The organism is Paenibacillus sp. NRS-1760 (assembly GCF_050467785.1).
Lineage (GTDB): Bacteria > Bacillota > Bacilli > Paenibacillales > Paenibacillaceae > Pristimantibacillus.
This window is the reverse complement of sequence record NZ_JBITPK010000020.1, coordinates 59,396-83,341: the sequence shown is the minus strand read 5'-3', so window position 1 is coordinate 83,341 and position 23,946 is coordinate 59,396. Positions and strand designations below refer to the sequence as shown.

The window sequence follows — 23,946 nt, the reverse complement described above, 5'->3', positions numbered from 1 at the left end:
TGTTTCATACAATTCCCCGCCCCACAGGCCCCGAAAGCTTTGTAATAAACCGACCATAACCATCCTTATTCTTGATTAAGTTAAGGGAATGGTACCGCGGCAGCCGCAGCAGGTCTTCTTCGGTATAAGGATATAGCTCCGATTTTAACTCCTCATAATTTTTCTTGTCACAGCCAGAAATGAGCATGTAACTTGCATTCGCCGAACGCAACTCGTCCCGGATGTATTTGATCTGATTGAGATAATGAGCAGAGATGATCGGCTTTAGACCGAATTTTGCGAACTGGCTCAACTTATCCCGCATAAACTGCTCAGTATGTTTGACCTGATATAACTCATCGACAACGAGATTCACCTTGACGAATTTACTCCGGTCTCCTGCCAAACGCTTAGAACGCATCTGCAAGGCAAGCCATATCTTTGTGCTCCAGTAGGTTGTGTAAACGTCACGTTCCGAATCAGTCGAGAACATATCAGACGGCATCCGTATACAGATCAATTGATTTTTTTGCATTTCCTTCACTAGATCTACATTCCCCGAAATACTTTTATCGAGCATCTTCTCCATGTATGCGTTTTGCTCTAATTGGTTCAAACGGTCAATAATACCCACAACATAGGTTTCTTTCGTTCCAACTACTGCACCGGCCTTATCACAGTCGTCGAGTTCGCCCAACCATCGAATATATTTTTTGAGGTTCTCTTTTTGGGTTGTCGGTACCGAACGAATCAACCTCGCACGCGTCTCATGATCCTGCAAACAATCAAACATATCCCGAATACTGCCGCCGCTGATAAATGTCACCAAGGCAGCACTGACAAGATATCGTTGCATCTTGGCTGAGAGTTTCGTTTCCTCCGCATTGATGGAGTTTACCAACGTCAGCAGCTGCGTTGTTTGTTTCTTGGCATTGTCGTACGCTTCAAACGGATCTGAGCTGCGACCAACCTCGTTATAACCTAAACCTTGCAGTTTTCGGAAATCACTACACTCGATGACCAGAGTTTTATCCGAAGGGATTGCATCTGCAACTTCTCGGCTCAGCTCGCATTGTCCCACAAAATCAAAAATGATTGCACATTCCCCAGCAGTAATTGCATCACGAATCATGTTACCGATTAGTGTTGATTTGCCTGCCCTCGTTGGTCCAATTAAGACATAAGTGAGATTTTGATACTCCCGATCGGTTGATGCATACGCACGCTGCGCATTACCACGAAACACATTCTCACCAATGCACATGACCCCTGATTTCAAATCATCAGGAACCTCTGTCTCCTGTGTCTCCACTCGATCAATAAAGTTATAGCGTTCCAACACATCGCGGCCAGCCAGAGCAATAAAGTTCTGAGCCTCCAGGTCTCCAATCAGATTCCGCTCTGCGCGAATATCACGATCAGTGAAGCAGAGCTGCAGGCGGTATGGTTTATAAATAAATCGATTATCTTCTGTGATTGTGTCAAATGATTGAGCTAGGCTACGGGCAGCATTTCGTTGCCGGAGTGTATCCAGGCTTTCAGCAATAACAACAATTTGAGTATCTAAAACTGTGCTCCCAGCCTTTTTGGATGTGCTCTCGCTGATTTTACGAGAACCATTCAAACGCTCAATTATGCTTTCAATGACGTTGCTGTCGCTCATGCCTTTCTTCTCTCCGCCAAGGACCTCGGCTATCTCGCGGAATATAAGATCGAGAAATGACAGTGCATATTTTACGGCGTAGGTCGCACCAAATTTATTCCGCTCAACAGGAAGGCAGCGGTTTACCTTTGTAATTGTGGCCTTATATAAATGCCTCCAACTAATCTGATTTACAGGGATGAAGTTATATAATATCCCGAGACGATCTCCTTCCTCCAACAGCTCAACTGTGTTTAAATTGCTATTCAATAATTCATTGCTTCGGCGATCCGTAGCTACACTGAGCGCATCTTCTTTCTCATAGGCAAGTTGGTACTTTGCCGCATTTGCTCCAAACTGCGGCAGTTCCCCTACTTCCTCAATCGTCACCGCACCCCAAACATCCGACATCTTCTCCCTCATGTAGCTAAGATGCTGCCTGGGCACGATGAAATAAAACTCAACCTTCTTATGCTCCATGTAAACAAAATAGGCAATCTTGCCAGGTAGCGTATAGCGATACTTTGTGCCAAGAACAAAATCCCGACCAAAAGCTTTAATCAACCGATGCTCCTCTATCTTGATGTTTGCAAGAGCAGCTTTGTAAAGCGCAGCTATTGCTCGTGCGATCTTATATGACCCTTGGTTTCTGACGGAATTGTTTGGTTTTATTCTTAAATAGACATATTCGGGATTTACGACTTGCAGAAATTTACCGAACGAGACAGTATTCATGATGCTGATCCTCCCAACAATAGCCTGACAAGTGCGCATGCTCCGAAGGTTAATCCTGCCCACCGATAACCATCTTTTAACCCCATCGCTCCGAGTATGATTAGTGATGCACAGCCAATCAGACCTATTGAAAAACTTAGTTCAAATAATACTGCACCTGCATCCACCAAAAAATCATGAATGTGCTCCTGTATATTGGATTTAACATGCTCTTTAAAGCTCCCATCCATTGCTTTATCAATGATCCAAGATGCAGGACCTTTGACTTGAAAAATACCCGGACCTGCAATCTCGCCTGAGAAATTTTGTACCGCTTCAACTAGGGGAGTCGGATCAGTAAAATGTCCATCTTTAATAAGTCCAAAATGCAAATGCGGTCCGCTGCTGTGTCCTGTATTTCCGCTCAATCCTATTAGATCACCAGAATCAACATGATCGCCACGATGAACGATTACTTTGTCTAAATGACCATACACATGAATGCTACCGTCTTCACTCCGTATAAAAATGCCTTTCCCTAAATTTGTTGCTCCGTAATCAACCACCCGCTCGACAGTGCCTTCCGCTATGCTGTGCAATTCAGTACCGCGCGGCATCGCTAAGTCAATCCCATGATGAACGCGACCGTTACGGATTTCCTCCATGACTCCGTATTCCGATGATATGCGGAATTTCATTGGCACCACCGAAATCACATCCCTTCCATGCCTTCAAAAAGCAACTCAACCTGACCAAAAGCCCACGGCAATCCAAGAAGGATGATGTACACCAGAAGATAAGATAAAAATGATTTACGTGCCTGAATAAAGTCACCTTGGACCGTCGAGTTTATTGTGTCGAAACCGCCCTTTATGATAATCACCCATTTGCCGACACTAATCAGCTTTTTATAAATCTTGCGAGCCCCTTCATCGATGCCGGCTGTTGACGGATCGACTGCCGCTGCAGCATGCGCAATCATATCGAATCCTCCAGCGAATAAAACGACCAATGTAGCAGCACCTATCCGATATGCAATTTTATTCCGCTCAATATGTTCCACAATAACCTTTGCCCCGGACTTGAGACGATCGATTAATGTGATCCGAATCGTCTCAATACATACAGTTGGAGCGATAACCTGATGCATACCATTCGGTGTTAATCGAAATGTCATCGTACTCACGGTATAAAACCTCCTGTGTACTTGCATCTTTTTCGAATGTCTTGCATATGCTGAGGGTAAACCGCCCGCAGCGCCTTAACCTATTTGCGCCCATGGCGGTTTTCCCTGTTTAACGCAATATTTTAAAAGAATTGATGACGCTATCCGCGCCGAAATCAATAGGTAAGCTGGCAATGAAGTGAAATACACCAGGCAAACAAATGATAGCGATAGCCCCAACGATACAATAAACCGCCGATTTAATAACTTCGAAGTAGTGCTTTTCCTTTTCTCCAAGCGATTCAGTCCTCTCAGTTAAATCCCGCCCATTTACAATTACTCTCAAATCATTCACCCTTTCTTAAATAAAGCCCTCAACTTGAAAATCATCTAAAGCTTGAGATACCACAGACGTTTTACGTCCCACTGAAACGTATCCCACTTCTTCCCGATCTATATCCCATTGAATCAGTCGTTTGCAATAACCGGAACGATTAGGAAAGTTAGACGCACGTTCATATAATTTTCGTTGAAATGGATCGAGCAGATTGAAACAAACCTGTATTATTGCGATATCTTTAGCCATATAATTTCCTCGCTATCTCATAAAATGCTCTCACATTTGCTGTTACTGGTTCTACAGTTAGCAGTTGTGCTCTGTGGAAATACTCTTGAACTACTTCCAATAACAAGCCTGCACCTCCGCCACAGAGATAAACAGCATCTTCGCTTTTCCACCCCCCTGCAATCGCCTTGAGCGCAATCTGGCGACCGAATGCACTTGGATCAGCTGATCGTATTGTTTCCATTCCATTCGACAATGTGAAGCTCCCCTTATCGTTAAACTTCCTATCAATAAGAGACCCGAAATTCACTGTGCCACTTCCGATATCGATTACACGAACCGTGCCTGCCCCTGGAGCAAGTAACCCCGCCGTAACCCCTTCTGCTGCAACTTCGCAGCGAGTTATTAATAGGATTTTTGATCGACCATTTACTGATAACTCATGCCTGCCAATTACCATTTCCTTGATTAGTTCCTTTTCTTCCTTGGTATGAGTCAAAATCGGTTGCCCAACGACGATCTTATGCTCAATTCCATCTGTAAACTGATGCAAGGCAATTAGGATTCGTAACAGCGCATCTGGATGTGCCTTGCTGTCTCCTTTACGGCTTTCAGCACAATCGCTTTCAAAGAGCGCTAATGTTCCCGCAAAACCTTTTTGCCCACGATACTCCCACTCAAAATCATGTTCTCCCTGCTGCTGAATAAGATTCCGCTCCCGCCAGTCATATCCGATTGATGATGGAAAACGCTGAAGAAATTTTCCATCATAGATTTTGGTTGAATCCCCACCTGCATCGATTCCAACTGTACTCATGTTGTCGATTCACTCCTTCCATAACCGGTTATAGAACTAGACTGGCGCCGAAGTCTGTCGTTCCGTATCTGGTTATGGAAGTAGTATATGGGCGTCTGCTCGTACAATGTGCTAAAAATATTCATAGAGCATGTATATTTTTAGCGGTTCATGTCCATCCTTATCACATAGTTGATAAAGGTGGGATATTAAATGGCTTGGAGTGAGCATCTCGGAAGAGAAAGGACAAAACTCGGGGCTTGGTTAGATCGCAAGGGGATTTCTCAAGCTCAATTACATAAATGGAGCGGTGTAAGCCGCCCAACAATTACAAATCTTTGTGGGAATGCGGATTATAAACCAACGGGGTTAGTAAAGAGGACCATTATTGGAGCATTGCAGAGAAACGACTATGAAAAAGAAGAACATGATTTTTGGTAAAAAAAAGGCCGAAGGGAAAGCTCCCCTCGGCTACAGTGCTGCGCTATTACTTTTCTTCTCTAACTTAAATACCCCTAGAATGCCTCCGAACAAGAACACAACACCGATTAAAATAATTGCATAAGTAGAAAATAAGCCAGCAATTAAGTTGATACCACCTGATACAAAGAATAAGATCGTTGAATATTTCGTTTTTTTCTCCGCCGATACACCGGCTACAATACCAATTATACTTGTAATCAATACGACTAAAGCTCCAACAAATAACATTACCTGCTCATTTCCTGCAAATATGGTCATTAATCCACCAAAAAACAAAATTATGCACAACAGTATTCCGAGTATGCCTCCAATAAGCCCTACTAGCAACATGGACTTCCACTCCTTTTAAACTAGTTACTCAAGATTATAGTTTCATTACCAGCTTTTTACTACACGGTATTTTGGATTGACTATGAAAAACTAAAATATTTTCCCAATAAGATGTAAACCATAATCTGAAAATGAAAAAACAGGTGGGAAGGAAAATCACATGAATGAAATGAAGCTTCCAATCGTACCCATGGCACCAATCACAGCTCCTGAAATCCCAACCGGACCAGAATGGGGCTATCAAATTAAATGGGACGGCGTTCGAACACTAGTCAGGCTGGATGGCAATGGCGGAGTAGAGATATTTTCTAAAAGGGTTGAACCTAGAAACGATCGTTTTCCCGAAATTGTTGAATTGTTAAGTCCGCTGCGGATTGGAGCCTGTGTGCTAGATGGCGAGATCGCATACTTTGATGGCAGTCGACCTAACTTTCAGCGCGTTCTTGTTGGAGTTAATCGAAAAAAATACGATGAGAATGTGATATTTGTAGCTTTTGATATGCTGTACGATGAAGGAAAGGATATCCGGCCACTCCCATTTAAAGAGAGGTATGCTCGTCTTGCTTCAAAATTCCCAGAGAAGCAACCTCGGGTATTTGTTACTGACCTAGTATACGATGGCCCAGCTCTATGGGAATGGGTAAACACTCGTGAATGGGAAGGTATCATATCTAAGAAACTGGATAGTCCGTATGTCGAAGCTAAGAAACATAAATATTGGTTCAAGAAGCGGAAAGAAGTCCGGATTACCGCCGATGTTGTGGGTATCAAATTAAAGAACGGTTATGTATCTAGTCTTGTACTACGGTACGAGGATCGTTATGTTGGTCACGTTTCAGGGATCGACGCAGCATCCAAAAAGGTACTGAAGCAATTTATGGAACAACACCCTGGGGAATGCCCATTCTCCGTACTTTCCGCCGGAATGAAGAAATCTGACGTTAGATGGCTGGCAGTTCCGTTTCCCTGTAGAGTTACGGCTTTAGAGTTTAGCGACTCTGGAATACTCCGACAACCAAAATTGATTGGGTTTGGGAGTGGTGGATGATGTGAGAAGGCGAAGGAAGTCGAAATGATGCAACCAACGAGTTTTTTATCGTTTTTTGCATCTTCAAACTATCTATTTACAGGAAAATATACCCATACGAATAGAATTGTAGTAGAATCTATCTGTAATTAAAACGATAAAAATAGATAGATATTAGATAATTCAAGGGGGATTTCCTTATGTCTGTAAGTGATTATTTTTCTAGTTTTTGCTCGAACTTAAGAATGAACGATGATACCGTTGAAAAAATACAAAATCGGTATAAACAAATTACTAAAAGAATTAATATCGATTATTGGGGGAGCACTTCCGAGACGTTACACAGTTTATATGTGGGTTCCTATGGGAGAGGTACTGAAATATGGACAAGCGATATCGATATAATTGTTCAGTTACCCACTGCTACATACAATAAGTTCAACAGCTATAACAGTAATGGGCAATCAGCCTTACTGCAAGAAGTTAAGAACGTATTACAAAAAACTTATGATACCACTCATATAAAGGGAGATGGGCAAGTAATAGCTTTAAACTTTAATGATAATATTAATTTTGAAATTGTACCTGGTTTTATTAATAATATTAATAGTTACAACTACCCAGATACCAATAACGGAGGGTCGTGGAAAACAACTGATCCTAGAAAAGAAATTGAAGCAATTAACTCTAGAAATACTCTTACTAATAAAAACTTGAAAAGGTTATGCAGAATGGCACGTGCATGGAAAAATAACTGTGATGTACCTATGAGCGGTATCTTAATTGATACATTGGCGTATAAATTTTTAGGGGATTGGTCACATAAGGAAAAATCTTATCTTTATTATGATTTCATGAGCAGAGATTTCTTCAAGTACCTTAAGGATATAGATACCTCACAACATTATTGGCTTGCACCCGGCAGTAATCGTTACGTTTTTAAAACAGGTAATTTTCAAACCAAAGCAGCAACTGCCTACACTGACTCTTTGCAGGCAGTTGAATATGAAAATAAAGATCTGCATTATTCATCAAAACAAGCATGGAGGAAAATTTATGGAACGAAATTCCCCAGTTAGCCAAGGGTATAAATTGGAATCACAGATAAGAGAAGCGTACGGGCGCATTGTTTACACATTTACCTGTCATAATAAAATCGTAAATCGTCTTTTAACTAAGAATGAACATATTAAAATATGGCAAATCGTTCTTTCCGCCCTAACAACGGGCAGTTTTTTTACTACAGTACTTACTAATGAAAAAATTACCGGTCTTATAGGGGCTTTTATATCAATAGTCCTTTTGATACTAAATGCGTATACTAAAAATTTTGATCTTGTTGAAACAGCACAGAGTCATCAAAATGCCGCTGATGCATTGTGGAAAATTAGAGAGGAATATATCTCATTGCTCACAGACTTTGATGTGATTGAAGCTTCGGATTTAATGGCTAAAAGAGATGAGTTACAAAATAGAACAGCTGAAATCTATGCTCAGTCACCAAGAACCGACTATAAGAGTTATAAAGCAGCACAGAAAGCACTGAAAACAGATGAAGAACAAACGTTTTCTGAACATGAAATTGATGTCATGTTGCCCAATTCTGTTAGAAGGATAAACAGAGAAATAAATTGAGTTTTTAAAAAGAACATTATTGACCCCCAACCAGTTAAGGTTAGGGGCTTTTGCTTATGGGATGCTTTTCCACGACCGATGCTTTCGGATTTGGTAACAATATACCATAGGACTTGTCTTTATTGCTTCGGCTGTCCGCTTGCGGTTCGCAGCTCATTAGCCAATCTGTGTGCTTCATCGCGGCTCGCCTTGTCTTTAGCCAAGCCATATGCCGCACTAATAAACGGAATAATTTTGTTTGCATCTTCTGGTTTCAACATAGGTTTCACCTCTACTTTTGGCGGCACCACAATAGGCGCTGCTGCCTTGTAATAGTCTTGCAGGTATTTGGTAGGCTCCACGACACCCGCCTCTGTATCGGTCCATCCGTGTCTTGGTGTGGCTGCTCGACGGATCTCATAATGCAAGTGATTGCCTGTGCTGGAGCCTGTGGTACCCTGATTTCCGATTGCTTGCCCTTTTGCAACCTTTTGTCCTACCTTGACGACAGCGGTGCTGAGATGTGCGTATAGGTGCAGATAACCTTTGTCGTCTTTAATTGCCACGACGATCCCCATCTCTGCGGGGATGCCTATACCAGGCTTACCCATTGCAGCATACATGACGGTACCTTCTACAAAGGCATGTAGCGGACCGTTGCCGGGAGTGACAACCAAATCGACGCCGCGGTGAAACTTGTTCACTTTAAGGATTGGATGCATGCGCATGCCAAACGGGCTGGTTAAGCGATAAGAAGGGTCATAAATCCAGTTACTCATCGCTCTCAGCCCTCTCCTTAGCCTGCTTTACAAATTGATGGCCGTATACCGCAAATGCTCCAGCAAGAACGCCTTGAATAACCGCTTCAGCACTCCATCCAATCAACCAGACTGTAAGCGCCAATGAAGCACCTGTAACGATATAGACGATGCTCCAGTTTGGTATAGCAGGTGTGTCCTTTAGAAAGAATCCAATTACCCAACAAGCAGCAACAACAATCAATAATTTTGGATCTATAAGTTGAAAAATAGCGTTCCATTCCATAGTAATCATCCTCACCTTTTTAGTTTGGTTTTTCAGATCGATCAAGACGCAGATGGGCTTGTTTAGCAGACTCTTCTACCCGCGTTACACGCTCTGCTAATTGTTCAAAACGTTGTCCTTGTACACGCTGTTCCAGTCTCATATCATCTACACCACGTTTGATATAATCGACATCTGTTTTAAGTGCCGCATCATTGCCTGCATCGTTTCGTGTATTTTGTCGCACTATCCGGTTTTGCCCGATCCACCCGAGCAATATTGCACTAATGGTACCGAGTGCCGATAACGCCATGATGATTGTTGTCTGCTCCATTTCAGCCTCCTATTCGAATTAATCTATGAAAATATAAAAAAAGCCCATCAAATAGGAGCTTCCTGACTTATTCCGATTGTGGCAAAGGCTTTCCGTCTGTACCTAATCCAATTGCCTCTAGTGTGGATTTTACCGAAGGCTTGATTGTATTTGGAACTTGATTAAACGTGCGAAGACCAGCAACGATGAGAGATACAGATACATCAATAAGCGCTTGTGAAAACATAGACTCACCCCCTCTCAGTGAAATAAAAAGAAGCCTAAGCAACATGTTTGTTAACATGCTCATTCGGCTTCAGAAGGGACTATCATGGTGTAAAGATCAAAAATGGCCATCTTAAGAGTTAGGTTGTCACTTTCTAACTGCTCAATCCGCAGTTGCTCATGTGTCTTAGGCGTCTCAGGTACTACTGGAGTCACCTCTTCAATCTCGGCTGACATGAACATCCCCTGTTCATCAACTTGAATTACAACTTCGCCTTTGTTTGTATGAGAAATCCAGATTGCGTCGGCTGTTTCTTTATCCTCAATCAAGCAACTTGCTGACGTTTCTGGCAGGTCAATAAACCCTGTTGACCATTTAGATGCCCCAATTAATACACCCGTAATTTTGTCAAATTCAACAAGCAACAATCTCCCAACCTCCCTCTAGTATTCGGATACGCTGTTAGCCCCAGCAGTATTATCAAAAACCTCAGTACCACATAAAGTTACATTTCTTATTACTATTATTGGGTATGGTGAGGAACTACCTCTGTGACCATACAAAACAATAGTAGTATTTTCAGGAACTGCCAAATCGAAATCAAATGAAAATGCTGAAAAAGTACTTGATGTCGTGCCTACTCCATAGTTCATACTATCAGCAGTCAAGTTACCAGCACTTGCAATAGCCAATCTTATACTCATAGTTCCTGCATATCCGTTATCGGTTGTACGCCATTCACCTTTTACTCTGTATTTCCCTGCTCTTTTTACCCTGAACGTTTTTAGGTTGTACTCACCAGCCTTTTCTGCTGGGGAAGACAATATAACTGTATCGCCTGGAATGATGTAAGTTTGATATAGCGGAATCCATTCTGTCCAAATACCGTTGTTCAATCTTCGTTCCCAAACTCTGTTTGTGTAAAAATCTCTGACGGTTTGAGTTGCCCAATTAGTGGCTTCTGAATATCCGGTAACATCAACGAAACACCAAGCACCTCCAAGGGCCGCTGGCGTGTTAATAAGACCTGTACCATTGTATTTACCTGTGATAATGAGGCTATTTAAGTTTGTTCCACTAGACAGCAGTATAGTTTCATTACTTGCATTAACAAACGCTAAAGTTGCAAGTTGATTTGAATTAGTACCTTTTAGAGCCGTAGGAGCTGTCGGTATTCCTGTGAATACTGGAGACACTGTTCCGGCCTTGGCACTCCAAGTCGTCTTTTCCGTATCTGTTACAAAACGGTTACTTGCATCCTGCGTGATGATCGACGGCGGATGACTCGTTGGATGTGTATAGTTATTCGCATTAGTTGCTATCCCGGAAAGCTTCGTTTTCTCAGCTGTTGAATAATCTTCAGTAGAAAGCTGCTTTCCTGCCACTTTATCCACTTTTTCATTGTTTAATTGCTCAATGGACTTTACTGGTGGGGTTAGCGCACTTGTTTTCCCTGTAATCCCTTTTATTAATGCAAAGATTCCAGAAATCAGTGAAGTTAATGTTCCAGAAAACGATGGTGTTGTCGTATCGTTAGCTGTTCGATTTCCAATTCTAACATCCGTAACACTGCCGGCTGCCGTAAGTTCGGTTACCTTAGCATCAAATTCAGTTTTTGTCACAAATATAAGGGAGTTATTTATATTGGCAGTAACAGTCGCAGCATTTCCGACGATTGTGATTACATCTATTGCTTTTTCAACTTTGTCCGTACCATTTCCAGCTGCAGGGATTTGATCAGCATTTGCTCCTGCATTGCCATAACAATATAAAATCTCTCCAATATCCGGATCTTGTGCAAATACTCCAAGTTCCCTAAAATAAAACGATGTCGTGATGTCTGAATTCGAAAAAGAAGATCCGACAGTCGCCTTACCGTTTGTTAGTGGCAATAATTTAGTAATTGTCAAAGATTTTTTCTCACTTATTAAGCTATTCAAACCCTCGATAGCCTGTCCAGTCAAAGAGCCATCACCCATCGCAATGCGATTAAAGTGCAAAGGTTTACCCGCTTGAGCTTTCGCTTGCAAAGCCAATCCTTTAGTCGTAATACGTAAACCGTTAAATGCTCCCATTATGTCACCTGCTCAAAAGTTAGATATTCGCCAACATGTACCACATACCCAAAATATAAATTCAAATCATCGGTTGCTGTAATTTGGATTCCATTCAAATGTGATCTAGTGTTTTTAACCGTTCCAATTGCATCAATTAATCTCTGCGCTTGTTCATCTGTCACCTCATTGTTACTTGTCGCAACTCTGAAAGTGCCCGGCTCACCACCGAATTGATACCATTCGAGCACTTCACCATCACCAAAGATAGTTGCAACCAATTCCTCCACAGCCGAAGGCGTACCCTTACGCCGATGCCAAGCAAAACTATTTATAACTAATGCCCTTTTCCTCTCAAGAGGCAAACTTGGATCGTAAAAATCAACATGATATTGCCACGCTAACGCATCAGCTTCCTCAGATGTTAGTGAGTCCAACCTTGTATAAATGGATAATTTATTGATTTCCGCAGTAGTTATAGCCAACTCTGCATCAATTGCCTGAGCTGCAGCGGAAACTGATTTATCCATTTTGAGATTATGGGGTAATAGATCAAGCAAGCTAACCTGGCTTAAATTAATCATCAGTCAACCCTCCATAATTCGCTGTGACTGTATTTGCAATCGCAACCGCTGTTTGACCTACCGCGGTGTATACAGGACTTATGACTGTAACTCTGTATGCGCCAGCGTCCATGATTCTCCGAATTAGTTCAGAAGGGTTTACACTTCTTCCAAGTCGCGACTTTTGCCATATCACAAATTCACTTATTGCTTTTGTAACGGCTGGTTGTATAACATTAAGCTCAGAGTTTCGCTCACGATTAACCCAATAGGTTAGAGAGATGTTATAGCTAACTGTTGTAGGAGCTGACACGGTCACCTGATCAGTCAGCGGACGTATTTTTTTGTTGTTGCAAATCGCATTAACTGCTTCTAGAATATTTTGACTTGGAACAACTCCACCCTCAAGCAGCGGTACAATTAATACTGCACAAGGAGATGGTGAGCTGACCGATACATCTACAATTGATGGATTAGCGGACTTTGCCCAATATTCGTATGCCCCTTCAGGTCCTGCAACTGAAAACTTTTCAGGTGCCGTATGAATTCGCTCTCGAAATGCATCATCATCCTCAGTATTAGATCCCCCGCTGCTTGTAGTGATATTGGTTGTCGTAGAAACGAATGCTATAGGATCAACAATTTGATTGATTTGACCGGCTAAATATCCATTTCCAATAGACCCTTCTTCAGTACAAACCGATAAAACATCAACATTAATCGCTCCAGCGGCAATAGTTGCGGTTTGAGATGTTGCAAAATATCGCTTCGGTTCGCTTTGTGTACTTACCCTTGTACCCGCTGGAATTGTTACATTTGATAACTGAGCAGCAGATAAAGTAAATCGAATTGTTGTTGTTGCTGCAGTTGATTTCAATCGCTCCGTTTCTACAAGAGCTCCTATATGATCAAGCACGCCCTCACGAGCGTATCTTAGGTGATTTTCTTTTGCTACCTTGTTGATGAGCACCCGCTGCTGAACTATTAATGCTGCTTGAGATAATAAAAAAAGCCGTAGAGGATCGGCAGGATAAAGAGTTCTACCTGTCAAAGCCTCAACGACCGTCACCATATTATTAAGTGTTTCTGTTACTTCTTGACTAACATATTCGATTTCAGGTAGATTAACGAGTGCCATTATCCGATCACCTCCCCGAGATGTACAATGGGCACTAATATTCCGTTAAATAGGTCATCCTCAAATTCAATCAATTCGATATTAACCCGCGGTTCATATTTTGTTATTGCTTCATAAATTAAACTTGTCAGCCGAGCTTTGGCTATTTGGATCGGTTCATCGATAATCGAAGAGTCTATTCCGAAATCACGCTCAATTGGTACTGACCCTTGCAGAGTAGACAATATTGTTCTTACATTTTGTATCAATTCTTCAGAGGGCGATGGCGCAAAGTTGATTGAAGTGATTTCATCCATATTAATAACAATGCTCATTTCACATACTCCTCTAAAGTAATAGCCGCTGTACCCTTTACGATATTTCCAGCAGCATCAACTATATTCCATTGTTGATCAAGTCCAGTAATAATCCAGAGCCCTGTCCCTACTCCTTTACCCCCGATAGTAAGTGCTAAAGGCTTGCCGCTACGCTCTAAAGCTGTTAATGCATCCAGTTCTTTGCGAGGGTTCAATCCGTATTTAGCATCAAAAATCATTGCAAAAGCAATCGTATCCAATCCCGGGCCGATACGCTGAGTCAAAGGTTTCATACCGATAACTTCATGTTTAGCCCACCTGCTTGTGCTATTACGCTTAAAATCCGAAAAGGTACGGATCGTTTGATGAGAAGCAACAAATACGACAGGTCCTAGAGCTCCTATCATGGTATCAATCCTCCATGAGTAATCGTGCCAGTTACCTCAAGGTCTCCATCGATCCGGACACGGCCAGCAGCCATGACGTGCAACACTCCCGTTAAAGAGTTATGATATACGTGGCTGCCATCAGGGAACCATACTCCTCTATTACTAGGCAAAACAGTTGGAGGAGTATCCTCATCAGTATAAAATGTTCCGAGGCATAACCCTTCACTGACTCCATTTCCAAAAAACACACAAAGAACTCTTTGTCCTACTTCCGGCAAAACATAATTCCCTGCATGGAGTAAAAGTGGCAACTCCTTGCTTACAAGATTATCGATGTCACCAAAAACAACTCTAACGGCGCAAGTCTTTGCATTTACAGTTGATACCCTTCCGGCCCTAATTAGATTTTTCATCAACTACCACCCCAATACCATCCGAATGTCTACGGATGTTGAGTATCCGCCCCCGCCAACTGAATGTTCAGCCCGTTCAATAATGTATTTTCCGTCATATCTACCCCAACCGACTAAATTAATCGTTAATCCCGTTGACAACCTTACGTCTCCAGCTAATTGCAGACTTGCGCGACCAAAATTTTTGTTTTGTTCTCGCAGTCTCTTGCTCGCCAATCTGAGCGCTTCACCTTCAGAATTTACGCTCTCATTAATTTTTAACATTGGGCCTTGCTTAGGTGCACCTGGCGGTGTGTATACAACCTTAATTTCCTTATGCTTTTTACTATCAGCATATGTTATTTGACATGCTCGATAAGCAGAATCAGTAGTGCTCCAACTGAACGAGTAATTAATAATCGCATCTATGCCCCGCGTTATCGTTGCAACAACATTTTGCTTTTCATAAGTGGCTTCATCAAACAATACTAGCTTCCCAGACGATACCTTAAGTGCGATACCTTCTTTAGTGCATGTATCGAGCAAAAATGCCATATCTGATTGTTCCATTTGATCGATTCTCTCGTAAATCGGATTATCAGGAGCATCATACAATAACTTTAGTTTTGCTCGTTTAGCAATATCTTGCGCTATTGCTCTGAGACTTATCTTCTCCCAGCCCTGAGAGCGCCTTTCCTGCTTTACAGATGTCCCGCCGGGTAAAGACAATGCTTTAATTTTAACAACATCAGGAGGTCCGCTAAGCGCAACAGAATCGACCTCGAATGTACCGAGAGGGAAACTGATTGTTTTCAAACTATAATCCCAATTAATTAAACGGATGCTTGCTGATACTGAATCTCCCTCTGCTGGGCTCCATGGTCCTTGCCACTTTTGATGGCGGTCCTCTAAGCTGATTTGTAGATCATCAATTTGCCCTGCAGGGTTGTCCGAGTAAGACAAATCTAACAAAGAGTCTTTTATAGATGCAGTTATCTCTTGACCGTTGTAACTAATAACTACCTCTGCCTCTCGTGCTCGCTGCATTTACTCACCTCTTCCATGGTGGCAAAGCGGACGTACTATCATTTTTTAATTCCGGCACTTTTAAAATGGTGCCAGCCGAAAAAACAACCAATTCAAGATACTCCTGATTTGCAAGCATAAGAGTCGTCATATGCGCACCTTTTCCATACACTTTATAGGCAATACCGTCCCATGTATCGCCCATTATTGTGGTGTAAGTCATTTTACATTCACACGCCTTTGCTCCTCTTTATAAGCGTCAAATTGTCTTCCGAAATCAGTTCGTGAACGATGATCTAACTGCTGTAGCGCAGCCTGATCAGCATTGCCATAGATATAGTAAGTCGGGCTAAAAACAAAATCCCCACCCGTCGCAGGAGCACTATAACCCATGCTGCTGTTAGCAGCTGACAACAAGTCACGCGATCTCTTTGAATTATTCTCAGGAATAATCCATTCATTATATCCGCCTTCACCTAACCAAGATAATTCTGGACTGGTAACTAACCCGCCTTTAGCCCGCTCTCCAATACCTAGCCGCTTAGCGTTTGCAATTTCCCAAAAAGCATCGGGGTTATTCGGTGAATTTGGTTTCGATTGATTATCCTTACTAAAACCGTTTATATTACCACTAAAACCTGGTGCCGTTATTGGAGGATTGACAATTTTATCAATATCCATGCCTAAATACTTATAGGCACCTTTGACGTATGTTCCATCTGCCCACTTAATAAACCATCCGAAAAATTGAGATTTTTTTAAACCATCCCACATACCAGATGCTAAGCCTTCACCTAAATGCAAACCCATTTCAGTTAGTTCTGGCAAGGATTTTTCCAATGTTAAGATCATTGTATCGGTTAATTTCTCAGTACCATCCTTAACAATAGTTCTGCCATCACTTTCCCACCATTTATTAAAAGATTCCTTGATGTCAGTAAAGATAAAATCAACCTTACTCTCAATTGATTTTAGCTTTTGAAACTCAGGATTATTTAAAAAATGAGTACCGATATATTTACGAGCCTCTTGAATAGCATTTTTAATGCTTGATGCGATTTGAGGAGCATACTCATTCGCAAATTTCTTCGCCCAATCACCGAACTTCTTTAAATCAGGAAGAAGCTCTTCTCCAATTGGCTGCAACAGCTCAACCTGCAGGATTCTTCCAATACTCTTGAATGCATTCATAGGTGTGTCGTACTTAACCTTACTAAGCTGATCCAAGGTATCTTTAGTCATATCAAATTGCTTCCTAGCTGAACCCATCGCCTTAATTACATCCGTTTCAATATCTTCAAACTGTGTTCCGAAAATTTCAACGCCCACAGCATTCTTTTTAACTGGATCTTCTATGCTTGAAATAGCCTTTACGATTTGAGCAAAAGCCTTTTGAGCTTCGGGACCACCTTTTGCAAAAGTTTTCGACATCTTCTCAGCATTCATGCCGAGGGATTTATATGCATTAATCGAAGTCTTCGACATATCTTTAGACCGGATATTGAATTCTTTTATTGCATCGCCAACCTTATCCAAGTTAAAAGCTCCTGCATCAAGACCGGCTGAGAAGGTATCGAACATTTGCTCAGCAGTAAAACCAAGTTTTGCGAAATGTGGTGCATATTCATTTGCAGAGTCAATTAACTCCCCTGATTTGTTCAAACCCTTTTGAGCACCTTCAGCAAGTAGGTTAAAAGCTTGTGCTGATGATATCCCAAAGTTTTTGACCATCGTGTCGCTGCCTTTAATTGACTGCGTGATGTCTTCTTGAAACACATCCCGATAGGCAATGGCATTTCTCGTTGTCCTTTCTAGTTCATCACCCGATTGTTTTGTTACCTGCTTAACAATGGCGATTGAATTAGCAACATCGAGATAGTCTTCACCTATGCCGTCTTTGTAGATGTTCGATAATGTTTTTTTCATAGTAATCATTTGCATAGCCGTTGCTCCGGTCGCTGCTTGTAGCTGAGCTTGTCCCTCAACAGCTTCGCTTGTAAACTTCCCTATTAAGGTTGCAGTTCCAACGACAAGACCAGTACCCAACAGTATGCCTCCGGTAGCAAGTTTCGCTATTGCCCCAGCTGCTCCTAATGCGGAGTTTCGAATAAGATCGAAACTAGAAGCAGCGCCGCCAGCACCGCCCCCTCCGCCACCACCACCACCTGGGCCTCCAGCATTCTGCAAGTCACGCATGCGCCGTTCAAGAGCTGTAACATCTCGTAAATAATCACGCATGTCTGTTCTAAACATATTACCGGGCATTCGAAACGCACCAATTAATCTTAATGACTGTAAAAGATGGCGAGCATTAACGACTGCTTCACGTAGCTCAACATTTAGGTTGGTGAAAACTCCATTGGGGAACGGGGTGGTTCTTAAATGCCGAAATTCCTCTACTAAATGCCGTAATCCAGTCTGCAAAGGTCTAACGATATCGCCAGAAAGGTGTAGCGAATTTATCGTTCTAATCTTGCGTTCTATATCCACAAGCGCACTTCGTAATGGAGTGGCCATGTGTCCAGTGATACGGAGAGCATCAAGTGTTCGTATTTGATTTTCAACGTTCTGGAGTCCCGTTCGAAGTGAATTTACCATATCGCCAGAAACACGAATAGAATTTAAATCACGGGCCTTTCTCTCCAACTCCGTTAAATCATGCAACACCTTCGTCATATTTGAATTGTAAGAACCTTCAAGCTTAGATGCGAGCTCAAAAGCTATTTTATAAATTTTCCCAGCCACTTAAACCACCCCACTTACCTTTGCTTTTGACGCTCATTTGCGTCCTCCAACCATTCAATTAATTCTCGGACTGGCAAACTCATAAAATATGGGATCGGAGTGTGATAAAAAATAGAAAGGGACCCTGCAATTTTTTTCAACTGCTGAATCCCTTTGTGTTCTGCTAAGCCTAATAAAGCAAAAAATTTTGCGCTAAGACCGTGATCCTCGTAAAGTCTTTTGCATATAGTTTTCTAATTACTTCTACTGGCTGCTTAACTCCACGCGCTGCAATGTATGCTAAGTAAGATTTTGAAATCTCCTTAACAAACGAAGTTTCGCCAGGATTCTCAGCGCTGTATTGCCGATCCGCTGATAAAATATCATCAGCAGATAAATCTTCAAAATTAATTTCAAACTCTGTTATTTTCTCGCCATCAACATCAATTGATCGGTGCAAAACGAATTTTTTATCATTTACCATTGACTACTTCACTCCTTATTTACCGAGCGCCGCACGCTCAGCAGCTAGATAATCTGTTCCATTTACAATATAAATGCTATTTAATTTGTCGAGCTCCAGCACAACCTTTCCGTTAATTACAATTTTGATGTAATTAACTTCGAAGGTATTGCTTGTGCCTGTTTGAGTTGCAGTTTCCAAATTTCCAAGAGTAAGACCATTAGGCATCGCTCTTACGGAAATCTTTGTTGAATCAGTGCTATATTGACCGTTTGCTGAGTCCAATGTTTGGCTAGCAATACGGAAGTCTATAGCATGCAGTTGTGGTTCAGCTAGTCTAATCGCAGACGGATCAACTGTTCGCCAGTTGATTGTCATCCCTAGACTGCCGAAATGTCCAATTGTAGGACTATTGATTTCACCAGCAATTCCCGCACCTTTAATCACTTCACTTAATGATTCAAGGTTTGGTAACTCTATCGCGGCCGTACCCAAATAGGTTGATCCATTTAGGTAAGCAGAGTATGATTTTGTTTTCTCAGTAATCTTCACTTAAATCACTCCTTTCTTATGCGAATGTCGAACCGAGATAGCTTGGATCATACTCAAGAATAAAGTGCATCTCCTGAGCTGGTCCAGGAGGTGTGAGGTAGAGATGAAAGCGACTAAAGCCCTTGAGCAAATCAGCTGTCGCATTTTCAGATTGATTAAATTCCACTCTGCCTCCAAGCAGCGCCCCCGAAGAAGTTAGCCCATTAAGCCATATGTTAATGTCATCTGTGACTGTTTCAATGAGCCGTTTGCTTAAAGGATCATCTACTTTTTTCCAATATGTTAAAACGATCGAGTTAGCGATCCAGTTAAACATATTTCTGATAGCAATGAACGAATCTTTCGCTTCAGTTGCAGTAGGAAATGCCCCTGTGTGATTCCCCCATGTCTTCCAGCCACCAACGAAATTAAGTGCCGTAAGAATACCTTGAGCGTTTAAATATGCTGCCTGATCTGGTCCAAGGAAAACCTCTGAACCATTCGCAATAACTGCTCCATCTGCTCTGAGAGACTTATTACTTGGCGATACATATGGAATACCACCGTTAGCTTCAGCTGTCTCACCGATCGTACCAGCTACTTGCGTAGACAAATGGTATTGCTTACCTTTGAAAGTAACCTTAGGCCAAGTTACAACCTGCTGACTTGCCGTATAATTATTATTAGCTTTCCAGACAGGCGCATCTGTATAAAGACTAACACCGCCAGTTCCGCTTGGGATATCTGTCAGAGCTAGAGCCTTAAAATGACCATTGATATTACCTGCTTTTGCAACCATCACTGCTGCAACGATTGGATCGCTAGAATAACCCGGTGCCACAACGAGACCCGGTACTAACCCGAACCGCGGGTAAACCTGATTTAGTAGTTCTAATCCAGTTTGTTTGCCAGTGACTGAATCTAAACCGCCAATTATATCCGCTGAATCAACAGCTGAAGGATCAAGTTTTTCATAACTAACTTTTAAGGTAATTGCGTTGGCTGGAATTGTACCTGAAGCTTTTCGTGTTATTACAACAAATCCAGCTGAATCAAATGCAGCAGTATAATCAGTATTTTTCATAAATGTAGTTGTTCCGTCTGCAGACTTAACTACTATAGACGTAATGAGAATGCCTTCTTCGGATAACTTTACAACTCCACTCGACACAGGCTTGTCTGTAGCAGCTACTGCAGCTTTATGAGTCGATGGGTCTAAAACATTTATTAAAATAACTGGTGAAAGCCCGTATAGTCGGAAATGTGAATCCATGAATTCACACAAACTGTATGACGCGAAATTCTCGCTATATCCCACGGCCTCAACTGCTTCCGAGAATGATTTTACAAGTATCGGGACATTCACAGGTACCGTTCCGAGGCGTGACATATTAATTGGCGCCGTTCCTAAAACAACAGGAATAGATGATTCAAGCTGTGCGGGTACTGAAATTGATGATGAGCGTTCGCTTACCGTTATTCCATGTGCCATGTTACCCTCCTATCTGCTCAGTTGGCTGAGCGCCTTGTATGCTGAATACTCTGTAGTACCAACTTCCTGAGTCGCTGCTTGAGCCAAATGAAATGTAGCTACAGAAACGATCAGATCATTAATTTCTAAATGATTAGTTATAAGATCTTGAAGATGATCAGGAACACCGCCTCTGAAAATAGAGTATTGCGCTAGTCGGCCACCTGGTAGCGTAGGGCCAACGTAGATTAATTGTTCTGGTATACTTGATTTCTTTTTACTCAAATCCCTTCTACCTCCTCACTTATAGTTGGGAGCGTCCAAGTTGTTATGGCCTGTCCGATCCACTCCGGATATGGCTGATCCTCGAACAATGTCCATTTATACGGAAGTTCAACCCTAAATTGATTATCAAGCGTCCGCCGCTTCCGAAATGCCACACGAACACGCTCCATTAAATTTAAAACATCTTGAAAGCCTGCTTCCTGTTCAGATTTCGTTCCGAAAATCAAGTTAACAGTAACCTTGTGCTGATCTTCTTGATCCTCGCCATTAATAACGCGGACAATGACAAAGGGATAATCCTCAGCATTCATGTTTTGATGCGTCTTTTGCGGCAGGACAAACTCAAAAACTTGCGGCTGCTGTGAAACGTTTTCTGCCAGCACACCTTCAATAAATCGTTTGATCGCGCCGCTGAGCAAAATCGGTGTAGACAATGTTACTCACCTCATTTCAAAATGCGCCCAATCTCATGGTCTAATCGTTTATGCATGCGCTCTTTGGCTTGATCCTCTAAATGCTTGATAACCTGTGGCTCATTCATCATGACTGGCACGGCGGGACCTCGTAGCTGCTCAACTGGTAACTCCGGGTAATTACCCTGTATGTTCTTTACACGTTTCTGGCCGCTCTGACCTGATGGATACTTTCTTTTCATAATCATGACTTTTTCATTCGAGGTTCTGATGTAAGCAGATCGGATGGACTTCGACTCTCCGCGTCTCACTTCTACCCTTACGGTTTTCGGCTTTCGCGGATTTCCCAGCTTCGGTGAAAACTTGAATCGAGTCAGAGGTAAATTAGGACCCTTTGATTTAATCAAAACCTCGCTTGATTGCGGCGAAGCATAAACAATTCTCAAAGTGTTTTTAAGATCAGAAGCCTTTATTTGATAAGTGGCTCTGATTTTTCGATTTGCCTCCGTCATGACTCCATCACCAACACGATTCATAGCTTTAGATGATACCTCTTCCATCTTTTCTTTCATCGCTCTGGCAGCTTTCAGCGCATCACGCAGTCCCTCTGTCCTCAATCAAAACTCGCCTCCAACGTTACAGCATATATGCCTGCTTCATCTGAGACTGATTTCACCATATATCGCTTACCATCAATCATCATATACATGGCTTCGACTGGCTTATAACCAAGTTCCAAAGAGTCAAAGTACGCTACAATACGCAAAAGAGAAACACCCTCTGCATAAGCAAGAGGGTGTTCGTTATCAGTTGACTCTATCACTGCACGGATCTGCCGCCCATCAACATTGTGGATGTCTGCAAATTCTGCTGGATTAATAAATGCCGATACGTCAGATGCTATTGCCTCTTTGAAATTAGGTATGGTCATTACCAATCACCTGATTCTCGTACCACGTTATATATTGATCGATGCGACCAGGCTCGTTTGATGCCGGATCAATATCCAAGCTTATAAGTTCATCCTTTTGATCCGCCGCGCTCAATTCAGAAAACTCTGCAGGAGTTAGTGCGGTTTCATCGTCTCCACTCACATTAGAAAGCAAAGAGCCCGCGGCAACCTCGATCACCGGGACTCTTTTCGCAATACCATATGAAATCAATTCGTCTTCAGCCTCAACCGACAACACAGAAACAACATCACCTGCAGGATAGCTTACGCCGTCATGTGTGATAATCCATTTGCTAGTTATCGGCATTTTAAAGCACCTTCGAAACAAACCAGCTGTCCACTTCATGCGGTACAGGCAGTGGCCGCGCATTGAGTTGCAACGTACGCGAAGGTGGGTCGATCGTCACCCAACTTTGTGGAATGCGATCACCTTCAACAGTGAAGAATTTTTTCGTATCTGGATCTACAAGCGTAACTGCACCATAATACGTTTTAAATTGTGCGTTAGTGGAACCCAACATAATCGTGCCTGCTGGGACCATTGGTTTCTCAGTAGCATTCTGCGGATCAGTTTCTTCATCAAGATACCACTCATCGTATGAGTAGATATCCAAACCAAGCGCCGTCAAGGAACCGATATACGTCGCTCCGTTTGGCAAAATACGTGGATCGATTCGTCCGATTTCAATTGCACGTTTATCAAGCAAGTCTTTAATTTTCGGATGACTAATAAAGACAGGAACAACATCGCTAGACAATACAAGGATGTTCGGGTTAATGCCAGAGTTTTTAACAACCGTTTGTCTACGGTTATGCAGAAAGGTATACGGGTCACTCGCTGCGTTATCCCATTTATCAGTCCCAGATAAGACTTCTTTCTGTGAGAATTGGAAATCCAGTATCTCATCTACACCTTCACCAATCATATGCACCGATCCGGAGAATAGAATTTGTGCAAACATCCATTCTTCACGACGTGTTATAGCATCATCTAGATCAAGAATATCTCTAGCTAAGATGATTGATGCTCGATCTGCAGGACTGCGACGAGTGTATATTGTATCGCCAGCAATGCGCTTATTAAGATTATCTAACGTAATTGGACGATCAGGCTTGATTTGTGGAGGCTGATAAGTCTTTGTTACTAGGCCTTCACGTGACATCGTTTTACCTTTCAATCGTGGTGATACAAATGGAGCCATCCGGCGTCGAGATTTCATATAATCAACATCCACATGTGATGTATCAAATGTTTGAATATTTTCCGGTTTAAAGAACATATCTCGTAGGAATGTTCTTACTGGTGGACGATTCATTACAACATCAATAAGAACTCTTGGATCATATATATCAATTTCTTGTGTCATGTTTG

The 23,946-nt window shown here is 42.1% G+C and carries 34 protein-coding genes; 4 read left to right on the top strand and 30 right to left on the bottom strand.

Going from position 1 to position 23,946, the window contains the following annotated elements; genetic code table 11:
• Positions 1-4 precede the first annotated feature (4 nt).
• The 6 genes from ACIFSR_RS27225 to ACIFSR_RS27200 all read right to left on the bottom strand — a co-directional run bounded on the left by ACIFSR_RS27225 (position 5) and on the right by ACIFSR_RS27200 (position 4,882).
• Positions 5-2,356, bottom strand: coding sequence for a hypothetical protein (locus ACIFSR_RS27225; protein WP_430061367.1), 2,352 nt, complete (start codon positions 2,354-2,356; stop codon positions 5-7).
• Positions 2,353-3,033 carry a M23 family metallopeptidase gene (locus ACIFSR_RS27220; protein WP_430061637.1) on the bottom strand — a complete coding sequence of 227 codons (681 nt, stop codon included), beginning with the start codon at positions 3,031-3,033 and terminating at the stop codon, positions 2,353-2,355. The genes ACIFSR_RS27225 and ACIFSR_RS27220 overlap by 4 nt, the downstream gene beginning before the upstream one ends.
• Before the next feature lie 14 nt (positions 3,034-3,047).
• Positions 3,048-3,521, bottom strand: a complete 474-nt coding sequence (locus ACIFSR_RS27215) for a hypothetical protein (protein ID WP_430061365.1) — start codon at positions 3,519-3,521, stop codon at positions 3,048-3,050.
• A gap of 109 nt (positions 3,522-3,630) precedes the next feature.
• The gene (locus tag ACIFSR_RS27210; protein ID WP_430061363.1) at positions 3,631-3,846 is read right to left on the bottom strand and encodes a hypothetical protein; all 216 of its coding nucleotides are present in this window, start codon (positions 3,844-3,846) and stop codon (positions 3,631-3,633) included.
• 15 nt (positions 3,847-3,861) lie between these two features.
• On the bottom strand, positions 3,862-4,086 hold the full coding sequence (locus tag ACIFSR_RS27205; RefSeq protein ID WP_430061361.1) for a hypothetical protein: 225 nt from the start codon (positions 4,084-4,086) through the stop codon (positions 3,862-3,864).
• Positions 4,079-4,882, bottom strand: coding sequence for a ParM/StbA family protein (locus ACIFSR_RS27200; protein ID WP_430061359.1), 804 nt, complete (start codon positions 4,880-4,882; stop codon positions 4,079-4,081). The genes ACIFSR_RS27205 and ACIFSR_RS27200 overlap by 8 nt, the downstream gene beginning before the upstream one ends.
• 192 nt (positions 4,883-5,074) lie before the next feature.
• Between ACIFSR_RS27200 and ACIFSR_RS27195 the strand changes: the two genes are divergently transcribed.
• Positions 5,075-5,302: a transcriptional regulator gene (locus tag ACIFSR_RS27195; RefSeq protein ID WP_430061357.1), complete on the top strand. Its 228-nt coding sequence runs from the start codon at positions 5,075-5,077 to the stop codon at positions 5,300-5,302.
• A gap of 30 nt (positions 5,303-5,332) precedes the next feature.
• Here the strand turns inward: ACIFSR_RS27195 and ACIFSR_RS27190 are convergent, their stop codons facing one another.
• Entirely contained in the window at positions 5,333-5,674 is a 342-nt protein-coding gene (locus tag ACIFSR_RS27190) for a hypothetical protein (protein ID WP_430061355.1), read from the bottom strand.
• Between the two features lie 160 nt (positions 5,675-5,834).
• On the opposite strand from ACIFSR_RS27190, the gene ACIFSR_RS27185 reads away from it, so the two are divergent.
• The 3 genes from ACIFSR_RS27185 to ACIFSR_RS27175 all read left to right on the top strand — a co-directional run bounded on the left by ACIFSR_RS27185 (position 5,835) and on the right by ACIFSR_RS27175 (position 8,336).
• Positions 5,835-6,722, top strand: a complete 888-nt coding sequence (locus ACIFSR_RS27185; RefSeq protein ID WP_430061353.1) for a DNA ligase — start codon at positions 5,835-5,837, stop codon at positions 6,720-6,722.
• 179 nt (positions 6,723-6,901) lie between these two features.
• Positions 6,902-7,780: an SMODS domain-containing nucleotidyltransferase gene (locus tag ACIFSR_RS27180; protein WP_430061351.1), complete on the top strand. Its 879-nt coding sequence runs from the start codon at positions 6,902-6,904 to the stop codon at positions 7,778-7,780.
• Positions 7,758-8,336 carry an SLATT domain-containing protein gene (locus ACIFSR_RS27175; protein ID WP_430061349.1) on the top strand — a complete coding sequence of 193 codons (579 nt, stop codon included), beginning with the start codon at positions 7,758-7,760 and terminating at the stop codon, positions 8,334-8,336. The genes ACIFSR_RS27180 and ACIFSR_RS27175 overlap by 23 nt, the downstream gene beginning before the upstream one ends.
• 119 nt (positions 8,337-8,455) lie before the next feature.
• Here ACIFSR_RS27175 and ACIFSR_RS27170 read toward each other — a convergent pair whose 3' ends face one another.
• The 23 genes from ACIFSR_RS27170 to ACIFSR_RS27060 form a co-directional block, all read right to left on the bottom strand.
• Positions 8,456-9,094, bottom strand: a complete 639-nt coding sequence (locus tag ACIFSR_RS27170) for a M23 family metallopeptidase (RefSeq protein ID WP_430061347.1) — start codon at positions 9,092-9,094, stop codon at positions 8,456-8,458.
• A complete protein-coding gene (locus ACIFSR_RS27165) occupies positions 9,087-9,359 on the bottom strand; it encodes a phage holin family protein (protein WP_430061346.1) in 273 nt (90 codons plus the stop codon). Before ACIFSR_RS27165 ends, ACIFSR_RS27170 begins: the two co-directional genes overlap by 8 nt.
• A 19-nt stretch (positions 9,360-9,378) precedes the next feature.
• Positions 9,379-9,672, bottom strand: coding sequence for a hypothetical protein (locus tag ACIFSR_RS27160; RefSeq protein ID WP_430061344.1), 294 nt, complete (start codon positions 9,670-9,672; stop codon positions 9,379-9,381).
• A 67-nt stretch (positions 9,673-9,739) separates the two neighbouring features.
• Positions 9,740-9,898 (bottom strand): CD1375 family protein, encoded by a 159-nt coding sequence (locus ACIFSR_RS27155; RefSeq protein ID WP_430061342.1) that lies wholly within the window; start codon positions 9,896-9,898, stop codon positions 9,740-9,742.
• A gap of 59 nt (positions 9,899-9,957) precedes the next feature.
• Positions 9,958-10,305 (bottom strand): hypothetical protein, encoded by a 348-nt coding sequence (locus tag ACIFSR_RS27150; protein WP_430061340.1) that lies wholly within the window; start codon positions 10,303-10,305, stop codon positions 9,958-9,960.
• A 15-nt stretch (positions 10,306-10,320) separates the two neighbouring features.
• On the bottom strand, positions 10,321-11,952 hold the full coding sequence (locus ACIFSR_RS27145; RefSeq protein WP_430061338.1) for a hypothetical protein: 1,632 nt from the start codon (positions 11,950-11,952) through the stop codon (positions 10,321-10,323).
• Positions 11,952-12,515 carry a phage tail protein I gene (locus ACIFSR_RS27140; RefSeq protein ID WP_430061336.1) on the bottom strand — a complete coding sequence of 188 codons (564 nt, stop codon included), beginning with the start codon at positions 12,513-12,515 and terminating at the stop codon, positions 11,952-11,954. The genes ACIFSR_RS27145 and ACIFSR_RS27140 overlap by 1 nt, the downstream gene beginning before the upstream one ends.
• A complete protein-coding gene (locus ACIFSR_RS27135; protein ID WP_430061334.1) occupies positions 12,508-13,632 on the bottom strand; it encodes a baseplate assembly protein in 1,125 nt (374 codons plus the stop codon). The genes ACIFSR_RS27140 and ACIFSR_RS27135 overlap by 8 nt, the downstream gene beginning before the upstream one ends.
• A complete protein-coding gene (locus ACIFSR_RS27130) occupies positions 13,632-13,946 on the bottom strand; it encodes a GPW/gp25 family protein (RefSeq protein ID WP_430061332.1) in 315 nt (104 codons plus the stop codon). Before ACIFSR_RS27130 ends, ACIFSR_RS27135 begins: the two co-directional genes overlap by 1 nt.
• A complete protein-coding gene (locus ACIFSR_RS27125) occupies positions 13,943-14,335 on the bottom strand; it encodes a phage tail protein (RefSeq protein WP_430061330.1) in 393 nt (130 codons plus the stop codon). Before ACIFSR_RS27125 ends, ACIFSR_RS27130 begins: the two co-directional genes overlap by 4 nt.
• On the bottom strand, positions 14,332-14,730 hold the full coding sequence (locus tag ACIFSR_RS27120) for a phage baseplate assembly protein V (protein WP_430061328.1): 399 nt from the start codon (positions 14,728-14,730) through the stop codon (positions 14,332-14,334). The genes ACIFSR_RS27125 and ACIFSR_RS27120 overlap by 4 nt, the downstream gene beginning before the upstream one ends.
• Positions 14,731-14,733: 3 nt before the next feature.
• Positions 14,734-15,756, bottom strand: a complete 1,023-nt coding sequence (locus ACIFSR_RS27115) for a phage late control D family protein (protein WP_430061326.1) — start codon at positions 15,754-15,756, stop codon at positions 14,734-14,736.
• A gap of 4 nt (positions 15,757-15,760) precedes the next feature.
• Positions 15,761-15,958: a tail protein X gene (locus ACIFSR_RS27110; RefSeq protein ID WP_430061324.1), complete on the bottom strand. Its 198-nt coding sequence runs from the start codon at positions 15,956-15,958 to the stop codon at positions 15,761-15,763.
• Positions 15,955-18,480 carry a phage tail tape measure protein gene (locus tag ACIFSR_RS27105; protein ID WP_430061322.1) on the bottom strand — a complete coding sequence of 842 codons (2,526 nt, stop codon included), beginning with the start codon at positions 18,478-18,480 and terminating at the stop codon, positions 15,955-15,957. Before ACIFSR_RS27105 ends, ACIFSR_RS27110 begins: the two co-directional genes overlap by 4 nt.
• Before the next feature lie 169 nt (positions 18,481-18,649).
• Positions 18,650-18,943 carry a phage tail assembly protein gene (locus ACIFSR_RS27100; protein ID WP_430061320.1) on the bottom strand — a complete coding sequence of 98 codons (294 nt, stop codon included), beginning with the start codon at positions 18,941-18,943 and terminating at the stop codon, positions 18,650-18,652.
• Positions 18,944-18,958: 15 nt separating this feature from the next.
• Complete coding sequence (locus tag ACIFSR_RS27095) at positions 18,959-19,474, bottom strand: phage major tail tube protein (RefSeq protein WP_430061318.1); 516 nt, start codon at positions 19,472-19,474, stop codon at positions 18,959-18,961.
• 16 nt (positions 19,475-19,490) lie between these two features.
• Positions 19,491-20,945, bottom strand: coding sequence for a phage tail sheath family protein (locus ACIFSR_RS27090; protein ID WP_430061316.1), 1,455 nt, complete (start codon positions 20,943-20,945; stop codon positions 19,491-19,493).
• 9 nt (positions 20,946-20,954) lie between these two features.
• On the bottom strand, positions 20,955-21,209 hold the full coding sequence (locus ACIFSR_RS27085) for a hypothetical protein (protein ID WP_430061314.1): 255 nt from the start codon (positions 21,207-21,209) through the stop codon (positions 20,955-20,957).
• Positions 21,206-21,643: a hypothetical protein gene (locus tag ACIFSR_RS27080; protein ID WP_430061312.1), complete on the bottom strand. Its 438-nt coding sequence runs from the start codon at positions 21,641-21,643 to the stop codon at positions 21,206-21,208. Before ACIFSR_RS27080 ends, ACIFSR_RS27085 begins: the two co-directional genes overlap by 4 nt.
• An 11-nt stretch (positions 21,644-21,654) precedes the next feature.
• On the bottom strand, positions 21,655-22,239 hold the full coding sequence (locus ACIFSR_RS27075) for a phage tail protein (RefSeq protein WP_430061310.1): 585 nt from the start codon (positions 22,237-22,239) through the stop codon (positions 21,655-21,657).
• Positions 22,236-22,553 carry a hypothetical protein gene (locus tag ACIFSR_RS27070; RefSeq protein WP_430061308.1) on the bottom strand — a complete coding sequence of 106 codons (318 nt, stop codon included), beginning with the start codon at positions 22,551-22,553 and terminating at the stop codon, positions 22,236-22,238. Before ACIFSR_RS27070 ends, ACIFSR_RS27075 begins: the two co-directional genes overlap by 4 nt.
• The gene (locus ACIFSR_RS27065) at positions 22,540-22,881 is read right to left on the bottom strand and encodes a hypothetical protein (protein WP_430061306.1); all 342 of its coding nucleotides are present in this window, start codon (positions 22,879-22,881) and stop codon (positions 22,540-22,542) included. The genes ACIFSR_RS27070 and ACIFSR_RS27065 overlap by 14 nt, the downstream gene beginning before the upstream one ends.
• A gap of 1 nt (position 22,882) precedes the next feature.
• Complete coding sequence (locus ACIFSR_RS27060) at positions 22,883-23,941, bottom strand: major capsid protein (RefSeq protein ID WP_430061305.1); 1,059 nt, start codon at positions 23,939-23,941, stop codon at positions 22,883-22,885.
• Positions 23,942-23,946: the final 5 nt, after the last annotated feature.

Excerpts from the sequence above, each read along its gene's own strand:
- ACIFSR_RS27225 (WP_430061367.1), bottom strand. The coding sequence starts at position 2,356 with ATGAATACTGTCTCGTTCGGTAAATTTCTGCAAGTCGTAAATCCCGAA.
- ACIFSR_RS27220 (WP_430061637.1), bottom strand. The coding sequence starts at position 3,033 with ATGAAATTCCGCATATCATCGGAATACGGAGTCATGGAGGAAATCCGT.
- ACIFSR_RS27205 (WP_430061361.1), bottom strand. The coding sequence starts at position 4,086 with ATGGCTAAAGATATCGCAATAATACAGGTTTGTTTCAATCTGCTCGAT.
- ACIFSR_RS27200 (WP_430061359.1), bottom strand. The coding sequence starts at position 4,882 with ATGAGTACAGTTGGAATCGATGCAGGTGGGGATTCAACCAAAATCTAT.
- ACIFSR_RS27195 (WP_430061357.1), top strand. The coding sequence starts at position 5,075 with ATGGCTTGGAGTGAGCATCTCGGAAGAGAAAGGACAAAACTCGGGGCT.
- ACIFSR_RS27190 (WP_430061355.1), bottom strand. The coding sequence starts at position 5,674 with ATGTTGCTAGTAGGGCTTATTGGAGGCATACTCGGAATACTGTTGTGC.
- ACIFSR_RS27185 (WP_430061353.1), top strand. The coding sequence starts at position 5,835 with ATGAATGAAATGAAGCTTCCAATCGTACCCATGGCACCAATCACAGCT.
- ACIFSR_RS27180 (WP_430061351.1), top strand. The coding sequence starts at position 6,902 with ATGTCTGTAAGTGATTATTTTTCTAGTTTTTGCTCGAACTTAAGAATG.
- ACIFSR_RS27175 (WP_430061349.1), top strand. The coding sequence starts at position 7,758 with ATGGAACGAAATTCCCCAGTTAGCCAAGGGTATAAATTGGAATCACAG.
- ACIFSR_RS27170 (WP_430061347.1), bottom strand. The coding sequence starts at position 9,094 with ATGAGTAACTGGATTTATGACCCTTCTTATCGCTTAACCAGCCCGTTT.
- ACIFSR_RS27165 (WP_430061346.1), bottom strand. The coding sequence starts at position 9,359 with ATGGAATGGAACGCTATTTTTCAACTTATAGATCCAAAATTATTGATT.
- ACIFSR_RS27160 (WP_430061344.1), bottom strand. The coding sequence starts at position 9,672 with ATGGAGCAGACAACAATCATCATGGCGTTATCGGCACTCGGTACCATT.
- ACIFSR_RS27155 (WP_430061342.1), bottom strand. The coding sequence starts at position 9,898 with ATGTTTTCACAAGCGCTTATTGATGTATCTGTATCTCTCATCGTTGCT.
- ACIFSR_RS27145 (WP_430061338.1), bottom strand. The coding sequence starts at position 11,952 with ATGGGAGCATTTAACGGTTTACGTATTACGACTAAAGGATTGGCTTTG.
- ACIFSR_RS27140 (WP_430061336.1), bottom strand. The coding sequence starts at position 12,515 with ATGATTAATTTAAGCCAGGTTAGCTTGCTTGATCTATTACCCCATAAT.
- ACIFSR_RS27135 (WP_430061334.1), bottom strand. The coding sequence starts at position 13,632 with ATGGCACTCGTTAATCTACCTGAAATCGAATATGTTAGTCAAGAAGTA.
- ACIFSR_RS27130 (WP_430061332.1), bottom strand. The coding sequence starts at position 13,946 with ATGAGCATTGTTATTAATATGGATGAAATCACTTCAATCAACTTTGCG.
- ACIFSR_RS27125 (WP_430061330.1), bottom strand. The coding sequence starts at position 14,335 with ATGATAGGAGCTCTAGGACCTGTCGTATTTGTTGCTTCTCATCAAACG.
- ACIFSR_RS27120 (WP_430061328.1), bottom strand. The coding sequence starts at position 14,730 with ATGAAAAATCTAATTAGGGCCGGAAGGGTATCAACTGTAAATGCAAAG.
- ACIFSR_RS27115 (WP_430061326.1), bottom strand. The coding sequence starts at position 15,756 with ATGCAGCGAGCACGAGAGGCAGAGGTAGTTATTAGTTACAACGGTCAA.
- ACIFSR_RS27110 (WP_430061324.1), bottom strand. The coding sequence starts at position 15,958 with ATGACTTACACCACAATAATGGGCGATACATGGGACGGTATTGCCTAT.
- ACIFSR_RS27100 (WP_430061320.1), bottom strand. The coding sequence starts at position 18,943 with ATGGTAAATGATAAAAAATTCGTTTTGCACCGATCAATTGATGTTGAT.
- ACIFSR_RS27090 (WP_430061316.1), bottom strand. The coding sequence starts at position 20,945 with ATGGCACATGGAATAACGGTAAGCGAACGCTCATCATCAATTTCAGTA.
- ACIFSR_RS27070 (WP_430061308.1), bottom strand. The coding sequence starts at position 22,553 with ATGACCATACCTAATTTCAAAGAGGCAATAGCATCTGACGTATCGGCA.
- ACIFSR_RS27065 (WP_430061306.1), bottom strand. The coding sequence starts at position 22,881 with ATGCCGATAACTAGCAAATGGATTATCACACATGACGGCGTAAGCTAT.
- ACIFSR_RS27060 (WP_430061305.1), bottom strand. The coding sequence starts at position 23,941 with ATGACACAAGAAATTGATATATATGATCCAAGAGTTCTTATTGATGTT.